General features: G+C 67.9%; 18 protein-coding genes and 1 pseudogene. 9 read left to right on the forward strand and 10 right to left on the reverse strand.

Annotated elements, in window-relative coordinates; genetic code table 11:
- Positions 1-410: 410 nt before the first annotated feature.
- The 3 genes from E2651_RS21850 to thyX form a co-directional block, all read right to left on the reverse strand.
- Positions 411-2,096 (reverse strand): ribonuclease J, encoded by a 1,686-nt coding sequence (locus E2651_RS21850; RefSeq protein ID WP_135332887.1) that lies wholly within the window; start codon positions 2,094-2,096, stop codon positions 411-413.
- 137 nt (positions 2,097-2,233) lie between these two features.
- Positions 2,234-3,133: a 4-hydroxy-tetrahydrodipicolinate synthase gene (gene dapA / locus E2651_RS21855; RefSeq protein ID WP_135332888.1), complete on the reverse strand. Its 900-nt coding sequence runs from the start codon at positions 3,131-3,133 to the stop codon at positions 2,234-2,236.
- A 198-nt stretch (positions 3,134-3,331) separates the two neighbouring features.
- Positions 3,332-4,072 (reverse strand): FAD-dependent thymidylate synthase, encoded by a 741-nt coding sequence (gene thyX / locus E2651_RS21860; RefSeq protein ID WP_135332889.1) that lies wholly within the window; start codon positions 4,070-4,072, stop codon positions 3,332-3,334.
- Positions 4,073-4,285: 213 nt separating this feature from the next.
- On the opposite strand from thyX, the gene E2651_RS21865 reads away from it, so the two are divergent.
- Both E2651_RS21865 and E2651_RS21870 read left to right on the forward strand, forming a co-directional pair.
- Entirely contained in the window at positions 4,286-4,525 is a 240-nt protein-coding gene (locus E2651_RS21865; RefSeq protein ID WP_135332890.1) for a hypothetical protein, read from the forward strand.
- 110 nt (positions 4,526-4,635) lie between these two features.
- Positions 4,636-5,196, forward strand: coding sequence for a PH domain-containing protein (locus tag E2651_RS21870; protein ID WP_135332891.1), 561 nt, complete (start codon positions 4,636-4,638; stop codon positions 5,194-5,196).
- 98 nt (positions 5,197-5,294) lie between these two features.
- Here the strand turns inward: E2651_RS21870 and E2651_RS21875 are convergent, their stop codons facing one another.
- The 6 genes from E2651_RS21875 to eccD form a co-directional block, all read right to left on the reverse strand.
- Complete coding sequence (locus E2651_RS21875; RefSeq protein WP_135332892.1) at positions 5,295-5,747, reverse strand: tetratricopeptide repeat protein; 453 nt, start codon at positions 5,745-5,747, stop codon at positions 5,295-5,297.
- 16 nt (positions 5,748-5,763) lie between these two features.
- Complete coding sequence (dapB, locus tag E2651_RS21880) at positions 5,764-6,516, reverse strand: 4-hydroxy-tetrahydrodipicolinate reductase (protein WP_135332893.1); 753 nt, start codon at positions 6,514-6,516, stop codon at positions 5,764-5,766.
- A 30-nt stretch (positions 6,517-6,546) separates the two neighbouring features.
- Positions 6,547-7,926 carry a pitrilysin family protein gene (locus E2651_RS21885; protein WP_135332894.1) on the reverse strand — a complete coding sequence of 460 codons (1,380 nt, stop codon included), beginning with the start codon at positions 7,924-7,926 and terminating at the stop codon, positions 6,547-6,549.
- Positions 7,923-10,139: a polyribonucleotide nucleotidyltransferase gene (locus E2651_RS21890; protein WP_135332895.1), complete on the reverse strand. Its 2,217-nt coding sequence runs from the start codon at positions 10,137-10,139 to the stop codon at positions 7,923-7,925. The genes E2651_RS21885 and E2651_RS21890 overlap by 4 nt, the downstream gene beginning before the upstream one ends.
- Before the next feature lie 445 nt (positions 10,140-10,584).
- On the reverse strand, positions 10,585-10,872 hold the full coding sequence (gene rpsO, locus E2651_RS21895) for a 30S ribosomal protein S15 (RefSeq protein WP_007385095.1): 288 nt from the start codon (positions 10,870-10,872) through the stop codon (positions 10,585-10,587).
- A gap of 338 nt (positions 10,873-11,210) precedes the next feature.
- Positions 11,211-12,737, reverse strand: coding sequence for a type VII secretion integral membrane protein EccD (eccD, locus tag E2651_RS21900; protein ID WP_245239072.1), 1,527 nt, complete (start codon positions 12,735-12,737; stop codon positions 11,211-11,213).
- A gap of 407 nt (positions 12,738-13,144) precedes the next feature.
- Here eccD and eccCa point away from each other — a divergent pair, with 407 nt between their 5' ends.
- The 6 genes from eccCa (at position 13,145) to E2651_RS21930 (ending at position 24,007) form a co-directional block, all read left to right on the forward strand.
- A complete protein-coding gene (gene eccCa, locus E2651_RS21905) occupies positions 13,145-17,122 on the forward strand; it encodes a type VII secretion protein EccCa (RefSeq protein WP_135332896.1) in 3,978 nt (1,325 codons plus the stop codon).
- A 56-nt stretch (positions 17,123-17,178) separates the two neighbouring features.
- On the forward strand, positions 17,179-17,739 hold the full coding sequence (locus tag E2651_RS21910; protein WP_245239073.1) for a hypothetical protein: 561 nt from the start codon (positions 17,179-17,181) through the stop codon (positions 17,737-17,739).
- A complete protein-coding gene (locus E2651_RS21915; protein ID WP_135332898.1) occupies positions 17,736-18,389 on the forward strand; it encodes a hypothetical protein in 654 nt (217 codons plus the stop codon). The genes E2651_RS21910 and E2651_RS21915 overlap by 4 nt, the downstream gene beginning before the upstream one ends.
- Complete coding sequence (locus E2651_RS21920; protein WP_135332899.1) at positions 18,389-23,134, forward strand: putative T7SS-secreted protein; 4,746 nt, start codon at positions 18,389-18,391, stop codon at positions 23,132-23,134. The genes E2651_RS21915 and E2651_RS21920 overlap by 1 nt, the downstream gene beginning before the upstream one ends.
- A 53-nt stretch (positions 23,135-23,187) precedes the next feature.
- A complete protein-coding gene (locus tag E2651_RS21925; protein ID WP_135332900.1) occupies positions 23,188-23,541 on the forward strand; it encodes a hypothetical protein in 354 nt (117 codons plus the stop codon).
- 157 nt (positions 23,542-23,698) lie between these two features.
- Positions 23,699-24,007 (forward strand): DUF397 domain-containing protein, encoded by a 309-nt coding sequence (locus E2651_RS21930; protein WP_135332901.1) that lies wholly within the window; start codon positions 23,699-23,701, stop codon positions 24,005-24,007.
- A gap of 10 nt (positions 24,008-24,017) precedes the next feature.
- Here E2651_RS21930 and E2651_RS45405 read toward each other — a convergent pair.
- Positions 24,018-24,167: pseudogene (locus E2651_RS45405) on the reverse strand (IS5/IS1182 family transposase); the annotation flags it as partial.
- Between the two features lie 81 nt (positions 24,168-24,248).
- Between E2651_RS45405 and E2651_RS21940 the strand changes: the two are divergent.
- A complete protein-coding gene (locus tag E2651_RS21940) occupies positions 24,249-24,629 on the forward strand; it encodes a hypothetical protein (protein ID WP_135332902.1) in 381 nt (126 codons plus the stop codon).
- Positions 24,630-25,111 lie beyond the last annotated feature (482 nt).

A 25,111-nucleotide genomic window follows, 5' to 3' on the forward strand; every position in this document is an offset into this window, starting at 1 on the left:
GACCATGACGGCCGAGACGGGGTTGTCAATCTGGCGTTGACTTTTGGCACGCTGTTGAGTTCTCAAGGAACGGACGCTTCCTTTGTACTCACCCTCTCGGGCTTTCCTCCGGGCGCTTCCCTTCGGTGTTTCTTTTGTTCTTGCGTTTCCGACTCTATCAGACTCTTTCGTGTCCGATTTCCTCGGTGCCTTTCAGGTTTCCGCTCCGGCCTCTCGGCCTTTCGCGTTTCCCTTTCCGGCGGTTCCGACTTTATCAGAGATTCTGAGTCGAAATTCCCCGCCCCGTTCGGTATTGCTCCGAGCGCGTGAGCGCCGGGGGCTTCCCGTTCAGGCGGAGATGTAAACGTACTGGAGCGGGGCGCCCCGATGCAAATCGAGGCGCCCCGCTCCGTAGTTCACGCCGTGTCAGGTCAGACCTCGACCACCACGGGCAGGATCATCGGGCGTCGGCGGTAGTTGTCCGAGACCCACTTGCCCAGCGTGCGGCGGATGAGTTGCTGCAGCTGGTGGGGCTCCACGACGCCGTCCTGGGCCGACTTCTCGAGGACCTCCTGGACCCTCGGAATGACGGCGGAGAAGGCCGAGTCGTCGATGCCGGAGCCGCGAGCCTGGATGTGCGGGCCCCCGGTGATCTTGCCGGTGCTGGAGTCCACCACCACGAAGACCGAGATGATGCCCTCGTCCCCGAGGATCCTGCGGTCCTTGAGGGAGGACTCGGTGACGTCACCGACCGAGAGGCCGTCGACGTACACGTATCCCGCCTGGACCTTGCCGACGATCTTCGCCTTGCCCTCGACGAGGTCGACGACCACGCCGTCCTCGGCGATCACGATGCGGTCGTGCGGGACGCCGGTGAGGGCGCCGAGCTCGGCGTTGGCGCGCAGATGGCGCCATTCGCCGTGGACCGGCATCAGGTTCTTGGGCTTGCAGATGTTGTAGAAGTACAGCAGCTCGCCGGCCGACGCGTGGCCGGAGACGTGCACCTTCGCGTTGCCCTTGTGGACGACGTTGGCACCCCAGCGGGTCAGGCCGTTGATCACGCGGTAGACCGCGTTCTCGTTGCCCGGGATGAGCGACGACGCCAGGATCACCGTGTCGCCCTGGACGATGCGGATCTGGTGGTCGCGGTTGGCCATCCGGGAGAGGGCGGCCATCGGTTCGCCCTGCGAGCCCGTGCAGACGAGCACGACCTCGTTGTCCGGGAGGTCGTCAAGGGTCTTGACGTCCACCACCAGGCCCGGCGGGACCTTGAGATAGCCGAGGTCGCGGGCGATGCCCATGTTGCGGACCATCGAGCGGCCTACGAAGGCGACCCTGCGGCCGTACTCGTGGGCCGCGTCCAGGATCTGCTGGATGCGGTGGACGTGGCTGGCGAAGCTCGCCACGATGATCCGCTTCTGGGCGCCGGCGAAGACGCCCCGGATCACGTTCGAGATGTCGCGCTCGGGCGGGACGAAGCCCGGGACCTCGGCGTTCGTCGAGTCGGAGAGAAGGAGGTCGATGCCCTCCTCGCTCAGCCGCGCGAACGCGTGCAGGTCGGTGAGCCGGCCGTCCATCGGCAGCTGGTCCATCTTGAAGTCGCCGGTGGCGACGACCATGCCCGCGGGGGTGCGGACGGCGACGGCCAGGGCGTCGGGGATGGAGTGGTTGACCGCGATGAACTCGCAGTCGAACGGGCCGAGGCGCTCGCGGTCGCCCTCGGCGACCTCCAGCGTGTACGGACGGATGCGGTGCTCCTGGAGCTTCGCCTCGATGAGCGCGAGGGTCAGCTTGGAGCCGATCAGCGGGATGTCCGGCTTCTCGCGGAGGAGATACGGGACACCGCCGATGTGGTCCTCGTGGCCGTGCGTGAGCACGATGCCGTCGATGTCGTCGAGGCGGTCCCTGATGGACGTGAAGTCCGGCAGGATCAGGTCGATTCCGGGCTGCTCCTCCTCGGGGAAGAGCACTCCGCAGTCGACGATCAGCAGGCGACCGTTGTACTCGAAGACGGTCATGTTGCGGCCGATCTCGCCGAGGCCGCCGAGCGGGGTGACCCGCAGGCCGCCCTTCGGGAGCTTCGGCGGGGCGCCGAGTTCAGGATGCGGATGACTCAAAAGACTCTCCTCACCACACGCGCCACGTACCTCCAGGGCACGTGGCGCGCATGACGTTCGTGCAGTAGCAGTTGTCTGTGTGGGTGCAGGCGCTGTGTGCCCGCGGTGTTTCGCGTATTCAGTTGTGAAGTCTGTGGTTAGAGCTGTACCCCGCCCGCGGCGAGGTCGATCTTGAGCTGGGCCGTCTCGTCGGGGGACAGCTCGACGAGGGGCAGCCGCAGCGGGCCCGCGGGACGGCCCTGCAGGGTCAGCGCCGCCTTCGTGGTGATCACACCCTGCGTACGGAACATGCCCGTGAAGACCGGGAGCAGCTTCTGGTGGATCTCGGTGGCCTTCTGCACGTCACCCGTGGAGTACGCGTCGATCATCGCGCGCAGTTCCGGGGTGACGACGTGGCTGACGACGGAGACGAAGCCGCAGGCGCCGACGGAGAGCAGCGGGAGGTTGAGCATGTCGTCGCCGGAGTACCAGGCGAGGCCGGAGCGGGCGATGGCCCAGCTGGCGCGGCCGAGGTCGCCCTTGGCGTCCTTGTTGGCGACGATCCGGGGGTGCTCGGCGAGGCGGACGATCGTCTCGGTGTTGATCGGTACGCCGCTGCGTCCGGGGATGTCGTAGAGCATGACCGGCAGGTCGGTGCTGTCCGCGATCGCGGTGAAGTGCCGGAGCAGGCCCTCCTGCGGGGGCTTGTTGTAGTACGGCGTGACCGTGAGGAGGCCGTCGGCGCCGACCCGCTCGGCGTCGCGGGCGAGCTCGATGCTGTGGCGCGTGTCGTTCGTGCCGACGCCCGCGACGACGTGGGCGCGGTCTCCGACGGCTTCGACGACGGCTCGTACGAGCTCGGCTTTCTCCGCATTGCTGGTGGTCGGCGACTCGCCGGTGGTGCCGTTGATGACCAGGCCGTCATTGCCTGCGTCCACCAGGTGGGCGGCGAGCTGCTGCGCGCCGTCGAGGTCAAGTGCGCCGTCCGCCGTAAAGGGCGTGACCATGGCGGTGAGGACCCTCCCGAAGGGGGTCTGCGGAGTGGAGGTCGGAGCCATGGGTAACACGCTACTCGCTGCTCAGCGCGTGGTCCCCCCTCGGGGGATGTGTGCGGACCTGACAAGTGAGGAGCCCGGCACTGCCTGCTCGGGGGTTCAAGCAGTGCCGGGTCCGTTTGATCAGGCTAGATGAACTTCTCGAAATGCCGCAATACGGACACCTCGCTCAGCTCATCCGTACATCAGTGCCTTAGTGCCCTACGGAGCCACACGCCCGTTCTTGTTGAACGCCGCGTGGGTGAGCGGCATCAGCTGGGCCCACTGCGCTTCCATCTTCTCGCCGACCATCTCGATCTCCCGCTGCGGGAAGGACGGGACCTTGGCGAGCTCGTGCTGGGTGCGCAGGCCGAGGAAGTGCATCAGGGAACGGGCGTTGCACGTCGCGTACATCGACGAGAACAGGCCGACCGGCAGGACCGCGCGGGCGACTTCGCGGGCCACACCCGCGGCGAGCATCTGCTGGTACGCCTCGTACGCCTGGCGGTAGGAGTCCTCCATGACGCGGCCCGTGAGCTCCTGCTGGGCCTGGGTGCCCTCCACGAAGACGTACTTCCCGGGGCGGCCCTCCTGGACCAGCTTGCGGGAGGCGTCCGGGACGTAGAACGTCGGCTGGAGCTCCCTGTAGCGACCCGACTCTTCGTTGTACGACCAGCCCACGCGGTGTCGCATGAACTCGCGGAAGACGAAGATCGGGGCGCTGATGAAGAACGTCATCGAGTTGTGCTCGAAGGGGCTGCCGTGGCGGTCCCGCATCAGGTAGTTGATCAGGCCCTTGGAACGCTCCGGGTCCTTCTGGAGCTCCTCCAGGGACTGCTCGCCGGCGGTCGAGACACGGGCGGCCCACAGGACGTCGGAGTCGGTCGCGGCGTGCTTCACCAGCTCGACGGTGACCTCGCTGCGGAAGCTGGGCTTGAGGTCTTCGGTGGGGGTCTCGCTCACTGGCGGGGTCCTTCCATGTGCGTCACTCGGGCGGCGCCCACTCTATGGCCCGGCACTGACAATCGGTCCCTCGGTGACCCGCTACGGCATTCTTCGACTAATTTGCCGAAACAGGGCACCTTTTGGGCGATTCGAGCGTCTGTCTAGTCAACAGAGTCACGTTCGATTCGTGTGAGCCCCGTGTTGTGATCCGTGTGAGGAGAAGCGCAGCCCATGTTCCGTCGGCGCGAGCCCGTCCCATTCGCCTTCATCGCCGAAGCCGACAAGTTCCGCAGCAATGTCACTCCCCCGCCCCGTGAGCGCGCGTCGGCCAGTCAGGTCGTGGGCCGCACCCTGGTCGGACTCGTCGTGGTCGCCGGGCTCGTGGGCTCGATGCTCTTCGGCATGCCCGCCCTTTCACCCGACCAGTCACCGGCGCAGACCCAGCAGTCGGAAGCCTCCGACGGCCGCTGACGGGCGCCGGCGACCCCTGACTCGTCCGGACCCCCAAGGGTGGCTGGCGACAGCGGGGCTCGGTAGCCTCACCGGGCACAGCCCATGCGTGGATTGAGTGAGGATCAGTCGTGCCCCTGCCCTTCCTGACGGCGGACCGCGCCTTTGACGAGGCAGCGGAAGACGCCGCCCTGCCGTTCGACGATCGCGACCACTGGCGGCGTCCCTACCGGCCGGGACCGTGGCGGGTGGGGGCCGCTGCGCTGCTCCTGCTGCTCGCCTCGTACGTCCTGGTCGCCGCCGTGATCATCGCGTTCGCCGACTCCCTCGCGGGGGCCGCGGTCTGTGCGGGGCTCGCGGCGGCCATCATCGCGAGCGCGCTGCGGCTGCTGCGGATGGGCACGTGGGTGAGCGCGCACGGGCTGCGCCGGGTCGCCTTCCTGACGACGCAGACCGTGCCGTGGGAGCAGGTCGTGACGGTGCGTACGACACAGCAGCCCGTGCGGTGGATGGGGCTGCCCCGCACCGTTCAGGGACAGGCACTCGTTCTCGTACGCCGTGATCAACAGGCCGACGGGCAGCCGCCGTTGCTCACCGACCGCAACGCCGACTTCCTCGCCCGGCACGAGGCCTTCGACCGGGCGGCCGACTCCATCGAGGTGTGGGCCGACGAGTACCGCCGCACGGCCTGAGCCAGCGCTCCGCTGGAAGTGCGGTGATGAACCCGCGGATCGGTGGGGGCTTGTCGCGCAGTTCCCCGCGCCCCTTACGGGGCGCTCTACCTCACCGCCTAGACGTTTACCGGCTTGCCCGCACGCAGCGCGATCGCGCGCTGCATCGCCTTGCGTGCCCGCGGGGTGTCCCTGGCGTCGTGGTACGCCACCGCGAGGCGGAACCAGCAGCGCCAGTCGTCCGGTGAGTCCTCGGTCTCGGCCTTGCGCCGGGCGAAGACCTCGTCCGCCGAGTCACGGTCGATGCGACCGCCAGGGGTGCGCTTCAACTCGTCGACGGGGAGGCCGCCTTCGGCCTCGAGCTCGGCCGCCAGACGGTTGGCACGCTGGACGAACTGGGTGTTCTTCCAGAGGAACCAGACGCCGATGACCGGCAGGATCAGGACCGCGACACCGAAGGTGACGGTGAGCGCGGTGCCGTGCTTGATGAGGAGCACGCCGCGGCTGCCGGCCAGGACGAAATAGACGACCAGGACGGCAGCCGTGACGGCGTAAGTGATCTTTGCTCGCATGGGTTTCTTTCCCGGGTCAGCCGAGGTCCAGGAAGTGTTCCAGGCCGAAGGTGAGGCCCGGAGTGTTCACCACACGGCGCGCGCCGAGCAGGATGCCCGGCATGAAGCTGCTGTGGTGCAGCGAGTCGTGCCGGATGGTGAGGGTCTCGCCCTCGCCGCCGAGCAGGACTTCCTGGTGGGCCAGGAGGCCGCGCAGCCGCACGGAGTGCACCGGAACGCCGTCGACGTCCGCGCCGCGGGCGCCGTCGAGCGCCGTCACCGTGGCATCCGGCTGCGGGGCGCTGCCCGCCTCCGCGCGCGCCGCCGCGATGAGCTGGGCGGTGCGGTGGGCCGTGCCGCTGGGGGCGTCGGCCTTGTTCGGGTGGTGCAGCTCGACGACCTCGACGGATTCGAAGTACGGCGCCGCGATCTGCGCGAACTTCATGGTGAGGACCGCGCCGATGGAGAAGTTCGGGGCGATCAGGACGCCCGTCTCCGGGGACGCGGCCAGCCAGGTGTTCAGCTGCGCCAGGCGGTCGTCGGTCCAGCCCGTCGTACCGACCACGGAGTGGATTCCATGGCGTACGCAGAACTCGAGATTGCCCATCACCGCCTCGGGATGGGTCAGTTCGACCACGACCTGGGCGCCGGTCTCCACCAGCGTGTCCAGCTTGTCGCCCCGGCCGAGTGCGGCGACCAGTTCCAGGTCCTCGGCGGCTTCGACGGCTCGCACGGCCTCGGAGCCGATCCGGCCCTTGGCGCCGATGACCGCCACGCGCAACTTGCTCATGTGCCTGATTCCTTAAGGGAGTTAAGGGAGTTAGGAGACCGCTTCGTGCAGGCGGGCGGCCTGCTTGTCCTTCAGCGGGCCGATGGCCGACAGCGACGGACGGTGGCCCAGGACGTCACGGGCGACCTCGCGCACCTCGTCCGGGGTGACCGCCGCGATCTTGGCCAGCATGTCGTCGACCGACATCTGCTCGCCCCAGCACAACTCGCTCTTGCCGATGCGGTTCATCAGCGCGCCGGTGTCCTCGAGGCCGAGGACGGTGGAGCCCGCGAGCTGCCCGATCGCACGGCTGATCTCGTCGTCGCTCAGGCCGTTCTGCGCTACCTGGTCGAGTTCGTCGCGGCAGATCTTCAGTACGTCGTGCACCTGGCTCGGGCGGCAGCCCGCGTACACCCCGAAGAGGCCGGTGTCGGCGAAGCCCGACGTGTACGAGTACACGCTGTACGCCAGGCCGCGCTTCTCCCGGACCTCCTGGAAGAGACGGGACGACATGCCGCCGCCGAGCGCTGTGTTCAGGACGCCGAGCGCCCAGCGGCGCTCGTCGGTGCGGGCCAGGCCCGGCATGCCGAGGATGACGTGGGCCTGCTCGGTCTTGCGGTTGATGACCTCGACGCGGCCCGCGGTGCGCAGGGCGCGGGAGCCCTGGCGCGGGATCACCGGGGTGGCGTCGGTGCGGTGGAGGGCGCCCGCCTTCTCGAAGGCCGCGCGGACCTGGCGTACGACCTTGTTGTGGTCGACGTTGCCCGCGGCCGCGACCACCAGGCGGGTCGGGTCGTAGTGCTTCTTGTAGAAGCGGCGGATCCGGTCGGCGGTGAGGGCGTTGATCGTCTCCTCGGTGCCGAGGACGGGGCGGCCGAGGGGGGTGTCGCCGAGCATCGTGTGCGCGAACAGGTCGTGCACGCAGTCGCCCGGGTCGTCCTCGGTCATCGCGATCTCTTCGAGGATGACGCCGCGCTCGGCGTCGACGTCCTCCTGGAGGATCAGGGAGCCCGTCAGCATGTCGCAGACGACGTCGATGGCCAGCGGCAGGTCGGTGTCGAGCACGCGCGCGTAGTAGCACGTGTACTCCTTCGCCGTGAAGGCGTTCATCTCGCCGCCGACCGCGTCGAGCGCGGCCGAGATGTCGAGGGCGCTGCGCTTCTTGGTGCCCTTGAAGAGCAGGTGCTCCAAGTAGTGCGTGGCGCCGTTCAGGGACGGCGTCTCGTCGCGGGAGCCGACGTTCGCCCAGATCCCGAAGGTCGCCGAGCGTACGGAGGGCAGGGTCTCGGTGACGACGCGGAGGCCGCCCGGAAGCGTCGTACGGCGGACCGTGCCGATGCCGTCCTTGCCCTTGAGGAGGGTTTGGGTACGGGCGACGGCCCGCCCCTCCGAAGAGGGGCGGGCCGTCGTCGTGGTGCTACGCGACGTCACTTGTCGGTGTCGTCCTTCGTGTCGTCGCCCTCTTCGCCCTCGATGACGGGGATGAGGGAGAGCTTGCCGCGGGAGTCGATCTCGGCGATCTCGACCTGGACCTTCTGGCCCACACCGAGGACGTCCTCGACGTTCTCCACGCGCTTGCCGCCGGCGAGCTTGCGGATCTGCGAGATGTGCAGCAGACCGTCCTTGCCCGGGAGCAGGGACACGAACGCACCGAAGGTCGTCGTCTTCACGACGGTGCCCAGGTAGCGCTCGCCGACCTCCGGCATGGTCGGGTTGGCGATGCCGTTGATCGTGGCGCGGGCGGCCTCGGCGGCCGGGCCGTCGGCGGCACCGATGTAGATGGTGCCGTCGTCCTCGATCGTGATGTCGGCGCCGGTGTCCTCCTGGATCTGGTTGATCATCTTGCCCTTCGGGCCGATGACCTCACCGATCTTGTCCACCGGGATCTTGACGGTGATGATGCGCGGCGCGTTCGGGGACATCTCGTCCGGAACGTCGATCGCCTCGTTCATCACGTCGAGGATGTGCAGACGCGCGTCACGGGCCTGCTTCAGCGCGGCGGCCAGGACCGAGGCGGGGATGCCGTCGAGCTTGGTGTCGAGCTGGAGCGCGGTCACGAACTGCTTCGTACCGGCGACCTTGAAGTCCATGTCACCGAACGCGTCCTCCGCACCGAGGATGTCGGTGAGGGCGACGTAGTGCGTCTGGCCGTCGATCTCCTGGGAGATCAGACCCATGGCGATACCGGCGACGGCGGCCTTCAGCGGCACACCGGCGTTCAGCAGCGACATCGTCGAGGCACAGACCGAGCCCATGGACGTCGAGCCGTTGGAACCGAGGGCCTCGGAGACCTGACGGATCGCGTACGGGAAATCCTCGCGCGAGGGCAGGACCGGCACGATCGCGCGCTCGGCGAGCGCGCCGTGGCCGATCTCGCGGCGCTTGGGCGAACCGACACGGCCCGTCTCGCCGACCGAGTACGGCGGGAAGTTGTAGTTGTGCATGTAGCGCTTGCGCGTCACCGGGGAAAGGGTGTCGAGCTGCTGCTCCATACGGAGCATGTTGAGGGTGGTGACGCCCAGGATCTGGGTCTCGCCACGCTCGAACAGCGCCGAACCGTGCACGCGCGGGATGGCCTCGACCTCGGCGGCGAGCGTACGGATGTCCGTGACGCCACGGCCGTCGATGCGGACCTTGTCCTTGATGACGCGCTCGCGGACCAGCTTCTTGGTCAGCGCGCGGTAGGCACCGGAGATCTCCTTCTCGCGGCCCTCGAACTGCGGGAGCAGCTTCTCGGCGGCGATCTCCTTGACGCGGTCCAGCTCGGCCTCGCGCTCCTGCTTGCCGGCGATGGTCAGCGCCTGGGAGAGCTCCGACTTCACGGCGGCGGTGAGCGCCTCCAGGACGTCGTCCTCGTAGTCCAGGAAGACCGGGAACTCGCCGGTGGGCTTGGCAGCCTTGGCGGCGAGGTCCGACTGGGCCTTGCAGAGGGCCTTGATGAAGGGCTTCGCGGCCTCGAGACCGGCGGCCACGACCTCTTCGGTCGGCGCCTCGGCGCCGCCCTTGACGAGCTCGATGGTCTTCTCGGTGGCCTCGGCCTCGACCATCATGATCGCGACGTCGCCGTCCTCCAGGACGCGACCGGCGACGACCATGTCGAAGACGGCGTCCTCGAGCTCGGTGTGCGTCGGGAAGGCGACCCACTGGCCCTTGATCAGCGCGACACGCGTGCCACCGATCGGGCCGGAGAACGGGAGACCGGCCAGCTGCGTGGAGCAGGAGGCGGCGTTGATCGCGACCACGTCGTACAGGTGGTCGGGGTTGAGCGCCATGATCGTCTCGACGATCTGGATCTCGTTGCGCAGGCCCTTCTTGAAAGAAGGACGCAGCGGGCGGTCGATCAGGCGGCAGGTCAGGATCGCGTCCTCGGAGGGGCGGCCCTCACGGCGGAAGAACGAACCGGGGATCTTGCCTGCGGCGTACTGCCGCTCCTCGACGTCCACCGTCAGGGGGAAGAAGTCGAGGTTGTCCTTGGGCCGCTTGGAAGCGGTGGTGGCCGACAGCACCATGGTGTCGTCGTCCAGGTACGCCACGGCGGAGCCTGCGGCCTGCTTGGCCAGGCGGCCCGTCTCGAAGCGGATGGTGCGGGTGCCGAAAGTGCCGTTGTCGATAACAGCCTCGGCGTAGTGGGTCTCGTTCTCCACTAGCGTTTTCTCCTCGTCTTCGTCCCCTGGCCCGTGTGGCACGGGGACGGTGGCGGAGAGGCGCTCCTTCTGGTGCGGGCCGGTCTTCGATCGAAGCACCCGGGCCGTACGCGATTGCTCGATGGTCGAGTTTTCGCTGTACCCCGGGGGCCACTACCGAGGACCGGCGGCGGCGTTCCTCGAGGCGCGCTTCTCCTCGTTCGTGTGACGTCGTCTCGTCGCCTCGTGCGACGCCGTTACGTCTTTGAACCGTGCAGTCCGATTCTGCCCAGTCCGGTATGGGTGTGCGTATGACGTTGTGCGACCAGACTACAAAGGCCCGGTGACACTTCGCATGTTTCGCACGTAGAGCATGCAGGGCGTGCGTTCATCACGTACGACACACTTGCATACAGCAAAGGGAGCGGCCCCCTCTTGCGTGGGGAACCGCTCCCTTCACGATGTCTTACTTCGCGCCCGCCGCACCGCGACGGATGCCCAGACGGTCCACCAGCGCACGGAAACGCTGGATGTCCTTCTTGGCCAGGTACTGCAGCAGCCGGCGGCGCTGACCGACCAGGATCAGCAGACCACGACGGGAGTGGTGGTCGTGCTTGTGGGTCTTGAGGTGCTCGGTCAGGTCCGAGATGCGGCGGGAGAGCATGGCGACCTGGACCTCGGGGGAGCCGGTGTCGCCCTCCTTCTGGCCGAACTCGGTCATGATCTGCTTCTTCGTAGCGGCGTCGAGCGACACGCGTACTCCTCGTAGTCTTTACGTGGCCACCGAGTGCCCCTGGTCTAAGTCTCAGGGGAGCTTCCGTTACTCGGGAGGCGAGGTCCGCTGGGCGCTGCCTCCAGGTCCTCGGTCGGGGTCTTGATCAGACTCTCGGTCGAGGGGGTCCGGGGGCGCGTACACATACGGCCGTTACACAGGGTACCAGGCGGTTTGTGGGCGGGTGACCGGGGCCCCGCGGTGTCACAGCGGGGCGGATCAGCCGCTGCTCTCATAGCCTGACATCACCCACTGTTGGCCGGAATCGCCCTTCCGCCGCATGACGCTTGTGCCCGCGAGGAAAATCCGGCCGTGCCCTTCTAGGAGCCGGTCATGGCGCGAGCGATCGCATAGACGTCGAAGACGGCCAGAGTCAGCGGGACCAGTGTCAGCAGGACGAAGCCTTCCGCGATTTCCGTGAACCGGCCCCAGAAGGGGGTGACCCCCCGGCGCGATGTGATCAGGCCTACGGCGGTGACCAGTGCGGAGGCGGCCGCGATCGCAGCGATCAGCCAGAGCGTCCGGACATTGAGAGCCGCGCTGTCGCCGAGCCGGGCATCGTGCATCAGCGCGCGGGGCGGGTTGATGCAGAGGCCGAGCCCGAGCAGTACCAGCGCTCCCAGGCCCGCGGCCAGCGTGGCGGCGACCTGTGCGGCGTAACGGAAGAGCTGGGCGCGCATCACCATCGCGATGCCGGTGGCAAGGGCCAGCAGCTGCCCCCATACGTCGTCGGAGAAGCCGAGTACCGCCGCGGCACCGACGGACACCAGCGCGCACCCGCCCACCAGGCCGACGAGCAGTTCGTGACCGCGGCGAGCCTGGGCGGCGATGCGTTCGGCGTCGATCGGCTCGTGCGGTTCCGGCTCCGCTCCGTACTCCCCGCGCGCGGCGTGCGGGGACTCGAAACCGATGGGGAGACGGGCGAACCGCATGGAAAGGCCCGGCAGGAACGCGAGGGCCCCCACGGCCAGGGGGGCGCACAGCGCCGCGGTCTCGATCGGCTCCAGGTTGCTGAGCGTCGCGATGAACACCGTGAGCAGGCCGACGGCGGAGGCGAAGACGAAGGCGACGAACGGGCCGTCCCCGCGCGGCGACACCAGGGTGAGGATCACCGAGGCGATGAGCACAGCCGTGCAGGCGAGCAGGAACTGAAGCCTGCCGATGCCCTGGCCCTCGGTCAGGGGCAGCAACCCGGAGCCGGCCACGGCCACGTTCGGCAGGGCTCCGAGGCCGAGCGCGACGGCCGAGGCCCGGTCGTCGTAGATCCGCGCGCGTACGCAGGCGAGAGTGAGCAGCAGCAGACCCGCGACCGCGGCGAGGATCCCCGGGAGGCTGTTCATGTCGTGGCGGGGCTCCGCGGTCCAGGCCACGAAGGCGATGAGGGCCGGCAGGACAGCGCCGCCGATGAGCCCCGCCACCCGCGTCAGGTCGCCGTTCCACAGCGTGCGGTCACGCGTCACCGCGGAGGCGATGGCCTCGGAGACGTCGTCGAAGACGGCGGGCGGCAGGGATTCCGAGAACGGGCGCAGGGTGAGGAGCTCACCGTCGAGGATGCGCTGCGCCGCGAAGGAACGGGCGCTGTCGAGCACGGCGCCGTCACGGCGTACGAGGTGGTAGCCGACGGGGGCGCCTTCGGCGGGGCTCTGCCGGGAGAGGCGCAGGATCTCCGGGTAGATGTCGGCGACCGGGATGTCGTCGGGCAGCGCCACGTCGATGCGGCTGTCGGGCGCGACGATGGTGACCCGGCAGAAGCCGAAACCCGTGCCGGCCCCTGAGGGGGTTCCCGGAGGCGTTCCCTGGTTGGGTCGGCCCGATCCGTTGGCCGTCGCGGAGGCCGTCATGCTCACCTTGCTGCTCCTCCTCGGTGCTGGTGGTGGTCCTGGTGGTCCTGGTGGCGATGTCATCAAGTGCTGGCGATGTCATCAAGTGGTGCTGATGTCATCAGTGGTGCTGGTGTCGCGTACGCGGCGTGTCCGCCGACTGTGCCGCATCGCGTGGTGCATCGCGGTGCAATCAGCTCCGGCTGGCTGGTTCTTGGGGGCGGCCCTCACCACATACCGCTAAATGCCCCGATTCATCGGCCAGTTGCCCGAACCCCTCTTCGGCCGGATTAGCAGGTGCTCACGCGCACATTAGGCACCCTACCGCCGCCCGGTCACCACCTGTATCAGTAGGATCACACAGCGGCCTGCGTCCGCCTGACGAACGGGGCGGCGGACGGAACACCTCGGCCCTGTAGGGGAATTGGTGCCCAGTGAGCCACATCGTCGTGAAGCGCCCGCCTCGGGCTCTGCCGTCACAGGTGCCCACCGAGGAGGTCGTGCTCCAGCCTCCACCCGAGCTGCCGCGTGGGCAGCAGGAGGGCGCGATGATGCAGCTCCTTCCCATGCTGGGCATGGGCGGCTCCGTCGTGTTCTTCTTCATGCCGAGTTCGCATCCGTTCATGAAGATCATGGGCATGGTGATGGTCGCTTCGACGGTGGCCATGTCCGTAGCCATGCTGATCCGCCACCGGCGCGGGACGCAGGGGCAATTGGCCGACATGCGGCGCGACTACCTCCGGTACCTGAAGCAGACCCGGCGCCAAGCCCTGGACACCGCGAAGGCCCAGCGCGACGCCCAGTACTACCTCCACCCGTCCCCCGAGCAGTTGTGGGCCCTTGTCGCCGAGGGCAGCCGGGTCTGGGAACGCCGTACGGGCGACGAGGATTTCGGGCAGGTGCGCATCGGGCTCGGTCCGCAGACGCTCGCCACTCCGCTTGTCCCGCCAGAGACCGCCGCGGTGGACGAACTGGAGCCCCTCACCGCGGGTGCCATGGAGCGCTTCCTCGCCGCACACAGCACACTGGAGGACCTGCCGATGGCGGTGTCCCTGCGGGCCTTCTACCACGTGACGGTCAGCGGTGACCCCAGCACGGTGCGGGCAGCCGCCCGCGCGCTGGCCTGCTCTCTCGCTTCGCTGCACTCCCCCCAGGACCTGGTGATCGCGGTTGCGGCGGGGCAGTCGGCCGCTCCGGAGTGGGAGTGGTCGAAGTGGCTCCCGCACTGCCAGACGCAGGGCGCCACGGACGGTGCGGGCAGTCGGCGCCTGATCACCGGCGACCCGACAGAACTCGAGGCCATGCTCTCCCCCCGGCTGCAGGGGCGCCCCCGTTTCCACCCCGGCGGGGCTCATGTGCCGGACGAGCCCCACATCGTCGTCGTACTCGATGGTCTGTCGCTGCCTCCCATGTCGGTCCTCGCCTCCCCTGAAGGGCTTCAAGGCGTGACGGTCGTGGAGGTAGTCCCGGGAGAACTGAGCAGTGGACGTGGCGGGTTGTCCGTCGTCGTGCAACCGAGGTCGCTGCACATCGAATCCGGCCACGGCCTGGTGTACGAGGGCACGCCCGACCTCCTCTCCTACGAAGCGGCCGAGGCGCTGGCCCGGCAACTGGCCCCACTACGGGTGGCATCGGGCGGGGACGACGACGAACCCCTCCTTGCGAACCTGGAGTTCACGGATCTGCTCGGCCTGGGTGACGCGAACTCGGTCGACACGGACCGGACATGGCGCCCGCGCGCGCAGGCCGAACGGCTGCGCGTGCCGATCGGCGTGGGCGAGGACGGCCGCCCCGTGATGCTGGACCTCAAGGAAGCAGCGCAGGAAGGCATGGGGCCGCACGGCCTGTGCGTGGGAGCCACCGGTTCCGGCAAGTCGGAGCTGCTGCGCACGCTGGTCCTCGGCCTCGCCGTAACCCACTCCTCCGAGAGCCTGAACTTCGTCCTTGCCGACTTCAAGGGCGGTGCGACCTTCGCGGGCATGGCGCAGATGCCGCATGTCGCCGCCGTGATCACCAACCTGGCGGACGACCTGACGCTGGTCGACCGCATGGGCGACTCCATCCGCGGCGAGCTCAACCGGCGCCAGGAGCTGCTGCGCGACGCGGGCAACTACGCGAACATCCACGACTACGAGAAGGCCCGCGCGGCCGGCGCCCCGCTCCAGCCGATCCCGTCCCTGGTCCTCGTCATCGACGAGTTCAGCGAACTGCTCACCTCCAAGCCGGACTTCATCGAGATGTTCGTGCAGATCGGCCGCATCGGCCGCTCGCTCGGCGTGCATCTGCTGCTGGCTTCGCAGCGCCTGGAGGAGGGCCGGCTGCGCGGCCTGGAGACCTATCTCTCGTATCGGGTCGGCCTGCGTACGTTCTCCGCAGCGGAGTCACGTGCGGCGCTCGGCGTGCCGGACGCCTACCAACTCCCGAACGTGCCCGGCTCCGGCTATCTGAAGTTCGGCACGGACGAGATGGTGCGCTTCAAGGCGGCGTACGTCTCCGGGGTGTACCGCTCGGGCTCCGCGCAGGCCGCGGCGCTGGGTGGCCCGCGGCCCGTCGATCGCCGTCCGGTGCTGTTCACGGCGGCCGAGGTCCCCGTGCGCTACGCCGCCGCGCCGGCGGTGCCGGAGCCGCGCACGCAGTCGGCGACGGACCCGGACGACGCGCTGGCCGACACCGTCCTCGACGTCATCGTGCGCCGCCTGGAGGCGCAGGGCCCAGCGGCCCACCAGGTGTGGCTGCCGCCGCTGGACAGCCCACCGTCCCTGGACCAGCTGCTTCCGGGGCTCGCGGCCGTGCAGGGGCGCGGCCTCACGCAGCCCGGTTACGAGGGAGCGGGGCGGCTGGTCGTCCCCATCGGCCTGGTCGACAAGCCGTACGAGCAACGCCGTGACGCACTGTGGTGTGACTTCTCGGGCGCGGCCGGCCACATGCAGATCGTCGGTGGCCCGCAGTCCGGAAAGTCGACGTTGCTGCGCTCGCTGATGGCATCCTTCGCCCTCACCCATACTCCGTACGAAGTACAGCTCTATGGACTGGACTTCGGCGGCGGCGCAATGGCGTCCGTCGCCGGGCTCCCCCACGTCGGCGGGGTGGCCTCACGCCTCGACCCCGAGCGGGTTCGGCGCACGGTCGCCGAGGTGTACGGCGTCATGACGCGCCGCGAGGAGTACTTCCGGGCGTCCGGGATCCCGTCGATCGCCGACTTCCGGGCGCGCAGGGCTCGCGGTGACATCGCGGTGGCCGACCAGCCGTGGGGCGACGTTTTCCTGATCATCGACGGGTGGGGCAACTTCCGTTCGGAGTACGAGGGTTTGGAGCCGGCGGTCCTGGACATCGCGGCGCGCGGCCTCGGCTACGGCGTCCACCTGGTCCTCACCGCATCGCGGTCGATGGAGGTCCGTGCGAACCTCAAGGACCACCTCATGAACCGCCTCGAACTGCGTCTCGGCGACACGATGGACTCCGAGATCGACCGCAAAGTGGCGGCCAATGTCCCGGCCGGGGTGCCCGGTCGTGGCCAGTCCCCCCAGAAGCAGCACTTCATGTCGGCCGTCCCGCGCATCGACGGCCTTTCGTCCGACACGGACCTCGCCGATGCCACGTCCACGCTGACCGCCGAGGTGTCCCGCCACTGGCCGGAGCCGGGCGCGCCGGAGGTCCGTCTGCTGCCGAGGGAACTCCCCTCCGAACAGCTCCCGCCGGGCAACGTCTTCCCGAACCGGGGTGTCTCCTTCGCCCTCGACGAGACCAACCTCGAACCGGTCTTCGTGGACTTCGAGCAGGACCCCTTCTTCTTCGTCTTCGGCGAGAGCGAGTCGGGCAAGTCGAACCTGCTGCGCCTGCTGATCACCCGCCTCACGGAGCGCTACAGCGGCGACGCGTGCAAACTCTTCGTGGTCGACAACCGCCGCTCCCTCCTCGACGTGACCCCGGCCTCGCACCTGGCCGAGTACATCCCCATGTCCAACGCCATGGACCACCACATGACCGCCCTGGCCGATCTGATGCAACGCCGCACGCCGACGGCCGACGTCACCGCTCAGCAGCTCCGAGAGCGCAGTTGGTGGCGGGGCCCGACGGTGTACGTGATCGTCGACGACTACGACTTGGTGTCCACGTCCAGCGGCAATCCCCTGGGCCAGCTCACCGAGCTGCTCCCCTTCGCCCGCGATGTGGGCGTCCGCTTCATCATCGCGCGGTCGACGGCGGGCGCGGGGCGTGCTGCGTACGAACCCTTCATGCAGCGGATGAAAGAGCTGGGGGCGCAGGGTGTGGTGCTCGCCGGGGATCCGGGCGAGGGCGACATTCTCGGCGGGGTGCGGCCGCGGCCGATGCCGGTGGGGCGGGGAACTTTCGTCTCCCGGAAGCGGGGGAAGCCGTTGGTTCAGACGGGGTTGGTGGCGGGGGAGTTCTGAGTGCCGCTGCCTGATCCAGACCACATCCTGATCCAGACCACATGAGGACTTCAAGCGTGATCGACAACAGGGAAGGGACTCGACCGGGGCACGGCCGACGGTCCCGCCTCGCGGACCTGGCCGACATGACGGTGCCTGCGGCTGCCGTGCCCGCGGCCGCCGTGCCCGCGGCCGCCGTGCCCGCGGCCGCCGTGCCCGCGGCCGCCGTGCCCGCGGCCGCCGTGCCCGACGCGCGGGACGAAAGCAGCCGAATACGCCGGGAGTTCGCCGCCCTGCTCGGTGAATTCCGGCGCACCGCGGTCCTGTTGCCGCTCGGTGAGGACGCGTGCCCGCTCACTGCGGATTTCAACGGCATCCGGTGGATCTACGCCTTCTCTGACGAGGCGGCCCTGGCCCGGTTCGCGGTCATGCGAGGGGACGGCGCTCGCGCGTGGGACTACCAATGCCTGCTGGGCGCCCGACTGCTGGACGGGGTCGTTCCGGCGGTCGGCGTGCCGTGCGGCGTGGCCTTGGACGTAGGGAGTGAGGGCGACGAGGTGCTGCTTCCGCCGCTGCTGGGGATCGTCCCTGACGCGGTGGCAGTTGACGCCGACGAACACGGGGAGGACGGACAGTGAGTGACGACGGGTCTGATCTGAGAACAGGTGGCCTGGACCTGATCGCCCAGGGGATCACCCTGACCCTGGAAGAGCTCAAAGAGCTCGGACCGATCGGTGCGGCCAGCGCTGGTCGTGGCTTTGAGGACATCGCGTTGACAGGTCTTGAGCTGGGGCACGGCGGCCTGACGTCCACCTTCGATTCGTTCTGCGAGCGCTGGGAGTGGGGAGTGCGGGCCCTGTTCAAGGAGGGGAACGACTTCGCACAGGGAGTGGGCCTTTCGGCCGGGACGATGTACGAGACCGAGCAGTACGTGGGTGGATCCTTCAAGGTCCTGGCGAACTCACTGGGCGGCAACCCGTACGCGACCGAGGACGAGGTCACCCAGATGAGCTGGGGCGAGCTGGCCGAGAACCATGCCTTCGCCGACCCGGACTACAGCGAGGAATCGTTCGAGGAGGCGGGGAAGAACATCAAGCAGGGCTACCAGGACGCCGGCCGGGACGCGCTGACCTCGACCTTGCTCGGACCTGGGGCCACCCAACGAGCCGCCGGTATGAACGACGAGCAGTACGAAGCCCTGCTGGACGAGGGCTTCGGCCCCTCGCCCGAGGAGCGTGCACAGGCCGAGGCCCAGCAGGGGACGCAGCAGGGCGGAGACGCGGGCTGATGGGGTTCGGTGGTCTCGGTGATGTCGTCAACTCGGGTCTGGGAAAGCTGGAGGACGGCTGGGACACGACGAAGAAGGCTGCTGGTGAAGGCATCGAATGGGGCTCCGACAAGCTCGCTGACGGTCTCGATCACCTCGGTGCGGACGGTGCCGCGGACTTCGTCACGGATGTCGGTGGCGGCGTCGCCTCCGCTCTGGGCGCGGAGGTCGACGAACGGCAGCTCGGCGAGACCGAACAGGCCAATGAACTCATCCACGGCAACCCCGGAACCATCCGCAAGAGCGCGAAACATCTGAAGGACTTCCGCAAGGCCTTCGACAAGGTCGGCCAGGGCATGCGCAGGCTGGACTCCTCCCACTGGAAGGGCGAGGCAGCCGGCACCTTCCGCGAGAAGTTCGCCGTGCACCCGGTCAAGTGGCTGCACGCGGCGGACGCCTGCGGAAGCGCCGGTGAGGCCCTGGAGAAGTACGCGGACACGGTCAAGTGGGCGCAGGGCAGGGCGCAGGACGCGATCGACCTGTACAAGAAGGGCCGGCAGGCATCCGAGTCAGCCGTGGAGGCGTACAACAAGAAGGTCGATACCTACAACGCCGCACTCAAGGCCGACAAAGATCCGGGCCCCCGGCCCGAGCCCTTCAAGGACCCGGGCAAGGCCGACCTCGAACTGGCCCGCGAGATCCTCGCCGAGGCCCGTCGTCAGCGCAACGAGGCAGGCCAGTCGGCGGAGTCCATGGTCAAGACCGCTCTGGCACACGCTCCGGCCGAACCGCCGCCACTGGACCGGTTGCAGTCCAATTCCCTCGACGGCCTCAAGACGATCAACACGGAACTCCAGCACACCATGGGCGGCGCGCTGAAGGGGTCAGGAGGGCTGATCAATTTCGTACGCGGCCTGAGCCCGATCGACCCGTACAACATCACGCACCCCGCCGCCTATATGCAGAACGTGAACATGACCCTGGCCGGGCTCGCGTCCACGGCAACACACCCCGACCGTGCGGCGAAGGACGCGTACGAGAGCTTCAAGAAGGATCCCTCAGAGTTCGGGGGCAGGATGCTGCCGGAGGTGGCCGGGGCCAAGGGTGCCGGTTTCGCACGCGGAGCGGCCCGGGCCGGTGTCGAGCAAGGGGTGAAGGGCGCCGCGAAAGACGCGGCGGAGTCCGGCGCGCGGCGCGGGGCTCGTGAGGCCGTCGGCGAGGACCCGGCCGGGCGCTCCCGCTCCGAGGGCAGCGTGGAGAACCGGGGCACGGACCCCATCGACCTCGCCACCGGCAAGATGTACCTGCCGCAGACCGACGTGGCGCTGCCCGGTGCCCTGCCTCTGGTCTTCAAGCGCAGGGTGGAGTCCGGCTACCGGCTGGGGCACTGTTTCGGCCCCTCCTGGTCGTCGACGATCGACCAGCGCCTCGAAATCGACGTCGAGGGCGTCGTCTTCGTCACCGAGGACGGCCTGCTGCTTGCCTACCCGCACCCGGCACCCGGCCTGCCGACCATGCCGAGCCACGGCCCGCGCTGGCCGCTGGACCGCGAGGGCGACGGCTACACGATCACCGATCCCTCCACCTTGCGAAAGTGGCACTTCGCCGACCGGAGCGACGATCTGGCGGTCCTGGAGCAGATCGACGACCGCAACGGCAACTGGCTGACGTTCGAGTACGACGCCGAGGGCGCACCGCGGTCCTTGGTGCACAGCGGCGGCTACCACCTGAAACTCACCACTGAAGACGGTCGCGTCACGGCCCTGCACCTGGCGGGTGCGGCCGCCGACGGCACGGATCAGGAGCTGGTCCGCTACCGGTACACCGACGGCCACTTGACCGAGGTCCGCAACTCCTCCGGCCTCCCCCTCCGTTTCGCGTACGACGACTCGGGCCGGGTCACTTCGTGGACGGACACGAACGACCGCAGCTACACGTACGCGTACGACGACCGGGACAGGTGCGTTGCCGAGGGCGGCTCCGAAGGCCATATGAGCCTGCGCCTCACCTATGACACGACGGACCCCGAGACCGGGCTCAGGGTCACGACGACCACCACCGGCGAGGGCCGCACCCGTCGCTTCCTGATCAACGACGCCTGGCAGGTGGTCGCCGACATCGACCCACTCGGCGCGATCACCCACTACGAACGCGACCACTACAACAGGCTGCTCTCCCGAACCGACCCATTGGGCCGCACCACGTCCTTCAGCTACGACACGGCAGGCAACCTGCTCACCGCCGTACGCCCGGACGGACGCGAGGCGCGTTCCGAGTACAACGAACTCGGGCTGCCCTTGAAGGTGGTGAACCCGGACGGCACAATCTGGCGCCAGGCCTACGACGAGCGCGGCAACCGCACGGCGGTGACGAGCCCTTCGGGCCGGACCACTCATTTCACGTACGACGAAGCGGGCCGCCTCACGACGGTCACCGACCCGCTCGGCAACGCGACGACGGTTCGCTGCAACGCGGCCGGACTCCCCCTCGAGATCACCGACCCGCTGGGCTCAGTGACCCGCTACAAGCGGGACGCCTTCGGCCGCCCCGTCACGATCACGGACGCGATGGGCGCCACGACGCGTCTGGAATGGACCGTGGAGGGACAGCTGGCCCGGCGGACAGCTGCCGACGGAGCCGTGGGGTCATGGACGTACGACGGCGAGGGCAACTGCACCACGCACACCGACGCGATGGGTGGTGTCTCTCGCTACGAGTACACCCACTTCGACGTGCTGTCCGCCCGCACGGGCCCAGACGGGGTGCGCTACGACTTCACCCATGACCACGAACTGCGCCTCACCGAGGTGGCCAACCCGCAGGGCCTGACCTGGACTTACGCATACGACCCGGCTGGCCGCCTGATATCGGAAACAGACTTCGACGACCGCACGCTCACCTACGTCCACGACAGCGCCGGGCAGCTGCTGTCCCGCACGAACGCCGTCGGACAGACGGTCTCCTTCGAACGCAACGCTCTGGGCCAGGTCACACGCAAGGACGCAGACGGCCAGGTCACAACGTTCGCCCACGACCTGACGGACCAACTCGCCCAGGCGCTGGGCCCGGACAACACCAAGCTCGTGCTGCTGCGCGACCGCTACGGCAGCCTCAGGTCAGAGACGGTCAACGACCGCAAGGTCACGTACGCGTACGACGAACTGGGCCGCCGCGTCAGCCGCACCACCCCGTCGGGTGCCACCAGTTCATGGACCTACGACGAAGCAGGCCGCCGCACCCAATTGGTCACCTCCGGCCGAACCATCGACTTCGCCTACGACGCGGCCGGCCGCGAACTCGCCCGCCACATCGGTGAATCCATCACGCTGGACCACACCTTCGACGAGCTCGGCCGCGTCACGGGCCAATCGGTCACCGCTGCGAACGGCCGCTCGATCCAACACCGGACCTACTCCTACCGCGCCGACGGCAACCTCATAGCCATCGACGACCAGCTCTCCGGCAACCGCAGATTCGACCTGGACGAGGCGGGCCGGGTGACGGCGGTCCACGCGGCGAACTGGACGGAGACGTACGCCTACGACGCGGCGGGCAACCAGACGGAAGCGGCCTGGCCTGCCGAGCATCCTGGGCAAGAGGCGATGGGGGCGCGGGCATACGTCGGCACGCGGATCACGCGCGCTGGCGGGGTCCGCTACGAGCACGACGAACTCGGCCGCATCACCCTCCGCCAGAAGACCCGCCTGTCCCGCAAGCCGGATACGTGGCGCTACTCGTGGGATGTGGAGGACCGCCTGACGTCGGTGATCACTCCCGACGGCACGCTATGGCGATACGCCTATGACCCACTGGGCCGGCGGACGGCCAAGCTGCGCCTGGCATCCGACGGCGAGACGGTCGTAGAGCGGGTGGACTTCAGGTGGGACGGCACGACACTCTGCGAACAGACCAGTACGGGCGAGGGGTTGCTGCACCCAGTCACTCTTACGTGGGACCACCACGGCCTGCACCCGGTGGCGCAGACAGAACGCATCACTGCAGCCGAGGCACCACAGCAGGAGATCGACTCCCGCTTCTTCGCCATCGTCACCGACCTGATCGGCACACCATGTGAACTCGTCGATGAGCAGGGCGAGGTCGCGTGGCGGACGCGGAGCACGCTGTGGGGTTCGACGGCGTGGGCTGCGGGCAGTGCGGCCTACACGCCGCTTCGCTTTCCGGGGCAGTATTTCGACCCGGAGACTGGGCTGCACTACAACTACTTCCGTCATTATGATCCCGAAATAGGGCGCTACTCCACGCCTGACCCTCTTGGCCTTGCCCCTGCCCCCAACCCGAATTCCTACGTCGATAACCCCACAACCTGGGCCGACCCTCTGGGGCTCGCGCCCGAAGTATGTCCTGATGGACGCGACCCGTTCGACTTCCGCGATCCTAACCCTGCTCACCCTCCGAGTGGAAACCTGACTGATGCAATGAGAGCGGCACCTCAAGGGTCGGAAATTGACTGCTCCGATATCGCTTCGTTTATATCAAACCGAGCTGGCGGCGAAGGGAGAATCATACACTACGTGACTCATTCCGGAAATGACATCAAGATTCCAGAGCGGGGCGGAAGTGCAGTAGAGGACTACACTTTCCACGACGTTTACACCGACGGCCGCTACGCCTACGACCCCACGCTCAGCAGCACGCCAGTCCCTCTCGGAGACTACGAGAGGGCACTTCGACACATGAACGACGGCGAGAAGGTCATCAGGCACAACGGGGATTACCAGATGCCCCCACCTTGGGGGCGTCGCTAAGGTGCGAAGGTAGATCATTGGTTGACAATACGCGACGCGAAAAGATCAAGCGAGTGCTGAACAATTTCGGCTCGGTAGTCTGGCTCAGGTCCCCTGTCGAGCGCCACCCCACATATGGATACCTCCAAGTATCCTTTATCGCTTGGCGCTTCGAGGAGCCTCGTGACAGCCTCAAGGGAATTTTCGAGGCGATCATCCGAGAGACACCAAACAGCCTTGAATGGACATTCAAGGCCACAAGAAATTGGATGATCGCACCTACTCGCCTTATCGAGCAGGCCGGCCCCGATGGAAGTAAGTTCAATGAGGCTATGGTCAACATTACAGAAGAGGACCAAGAATTCTGCGCAGCAGCGAGGGAAGACCTCTTCAGGATTCTCGAGGCTCTTGAGTCGGCGTCACACTAATTAGCCATGCGCCGGGTACGGAGCCCGATGTTCGATTGGATAGAGACTGAGACCCTCGCGCGATGCACAAGCCAGGCCATTTCGGAGCGGACCCCCAAGGGCTCCAAGTAGGCTGAGCCCACAGTTCGTTGGCACGTCAGGAAGGGGCCGGTTCATCATGGCCGAGGCACAGGACCAGGAGTCGGAGCAGGACGTCAAGGCGCGCAAGGAGCGAGTGAAAGATGCGCTCTACGCCCTCGACATCTCCCACGTCGAGTGGCACAGCGCACCGGGCACCGAGGCCCACGAGGAGCGGGTCGAGATCGCGTACCTCCCCGAGGGTGCCGTAGCCATGCGATCGTCCGTCGAGCCGGAAACTGTGCTGCGGTACACCGAGGCGGAGTGGCGGGCGTTCGTACTCGGGGCGCGGGACGGGGAGTTCGATCTGGAGCCTTCGCCGCGGAATGGTGGGGTTTCGGCGGAGTAGGACGCATCGGGCTCCGGTCCTCCAACGGCGGTCTCCAGGGTCGCCCCTTTGTGGACCGGGTCCGCACCTTCGCCCGCAACGCGGTGATCAGCTTGCCGAACTGACGCGGGCTCAACCCGGTGAACGGACCTACCCAGGACGGCTCCGACTCCGTGATCACACCAGCCGCGACGAGATCATTTCAGTCGCCGACGCCCTTTGCTCAGGCCGATCCTGCGTGCTCGGTCAACGAGGAGGACACTTGCTCGTTCTGTTCCCAGGAGACGACGACACCAGCAGCCCGGACGTGTCCTGGTCCTACACCGGCTTCGGAGTGTTCCGGCGGTGGCTGGCGCAAGCCGAGGGGTTGGCACTCGACGAGATGCACGGCTTCGGCGGACAGCGCCCCTGGCACGATGCCTCCACCGCCCTGGCACCACTTCTCAATCATCCCGATGACGATGGCCCCGACCTCACGCCGATCCAGTGCGCCGCGATCCTGCCCCGCCTGCAGGAAATCGCCGATCAGCCTCAAGAGGGAAGTATCGACCCGCTCCTCCAGCAGCACATCGACAACACCCACCAGTTGGTGGTCGTCCTGCAGATCTGCATCGAGAAGGACGTCGACCTCCTCTTCGGCTGACTTCGGCCAGCGTTACCGGCTCACCGTGACCAGCAGTTACGGGGCAACGCTTAGGGAAGAGACGCTGACGCGATGGCGAAGGTGCACCAGACCTGCTTCTCGTCGAAACCGGCACTGTGCCAGCCCCACCGGCGCGAAAGCGCATCGACCAGATGAAGCCCGCGCCCCTGCTCGCTAAGCGGACTACCGTCCCCTGCCAACTCGGGGATCCGGTCCGGCCGATGGTCCATGACGAGCACGCGCAGTACGGGCGGGGCGTACTGCCGGGACGCTCCCAAGATCAGCTCAAGCCCCACGAGTCCGCCCCCCATGACGTACGGCATTCGTGCACAGCTCCGCGACGGCCAGCTCGGCTGAGTCGGCCAACTCCATTAGCTGCCAATGCTGTTGAACCCCCACGCGGGAGCGGTGGCGGGCTTCAGCGACGGAACGGAGCGGGTCGAGGACGGAGGCGTCCCAGCCGACGTGGGTGGGGGTGGCGT

This window comes from Streptomyces sp. MZ04, assembly GCF_004684775.1.
Lineage (GTDB): Bacteria > Actinomycetota > Actinomycetes > Streptomycetales > Streptomycetaceae > Streptomyces.

Bases quoted from the DNA above. Each gene is read 5' to 3' on its own strand.
- dapA (WP_135332888.1), bottom strand. From the start codon at position 3,133: ATGGCTCCGACCTCCACTCCGCAGACCCCCTTCGGGAGGGTCCTCACC.
- E2651_RS21865 (WP_135332890.1), top strand. From the start codon at position 4,286: ATGTTCCGTCGGCGCGAGCCCGTCCCATTCGCCTTCATCGCCGAAGCC.
- E2651_RS21875 (WP_135332892.1), bottom strand. From the start codon at position 5,747: ATGCGAGCAAAGATCACTTACGCCGTCACGGCTGCCGTCCTGGTCGTC.
- dapB (WP_135332893.1), bottom strand. From the start codon at position 6,516: ATGAGCAAGTTGCGCGTGGCGGTCATCGGCGCCAAGGGCCGGATCGGC.
- E2651_RS21920 (WP_135332899.1), top strand. From the start codon at position 18,389: ATGGGGTTCGGTGGTCTCGGTGATGTCGTCAACTCGGGTCTGGGAAAG.
- E2651_RS21930 (WP_135332901.1), top strand. From the start codon at position 23,699: ATGGCCGAGGCACAGGACCAGGAGTCGGAGCAGGACGTCAAGGCGCGC.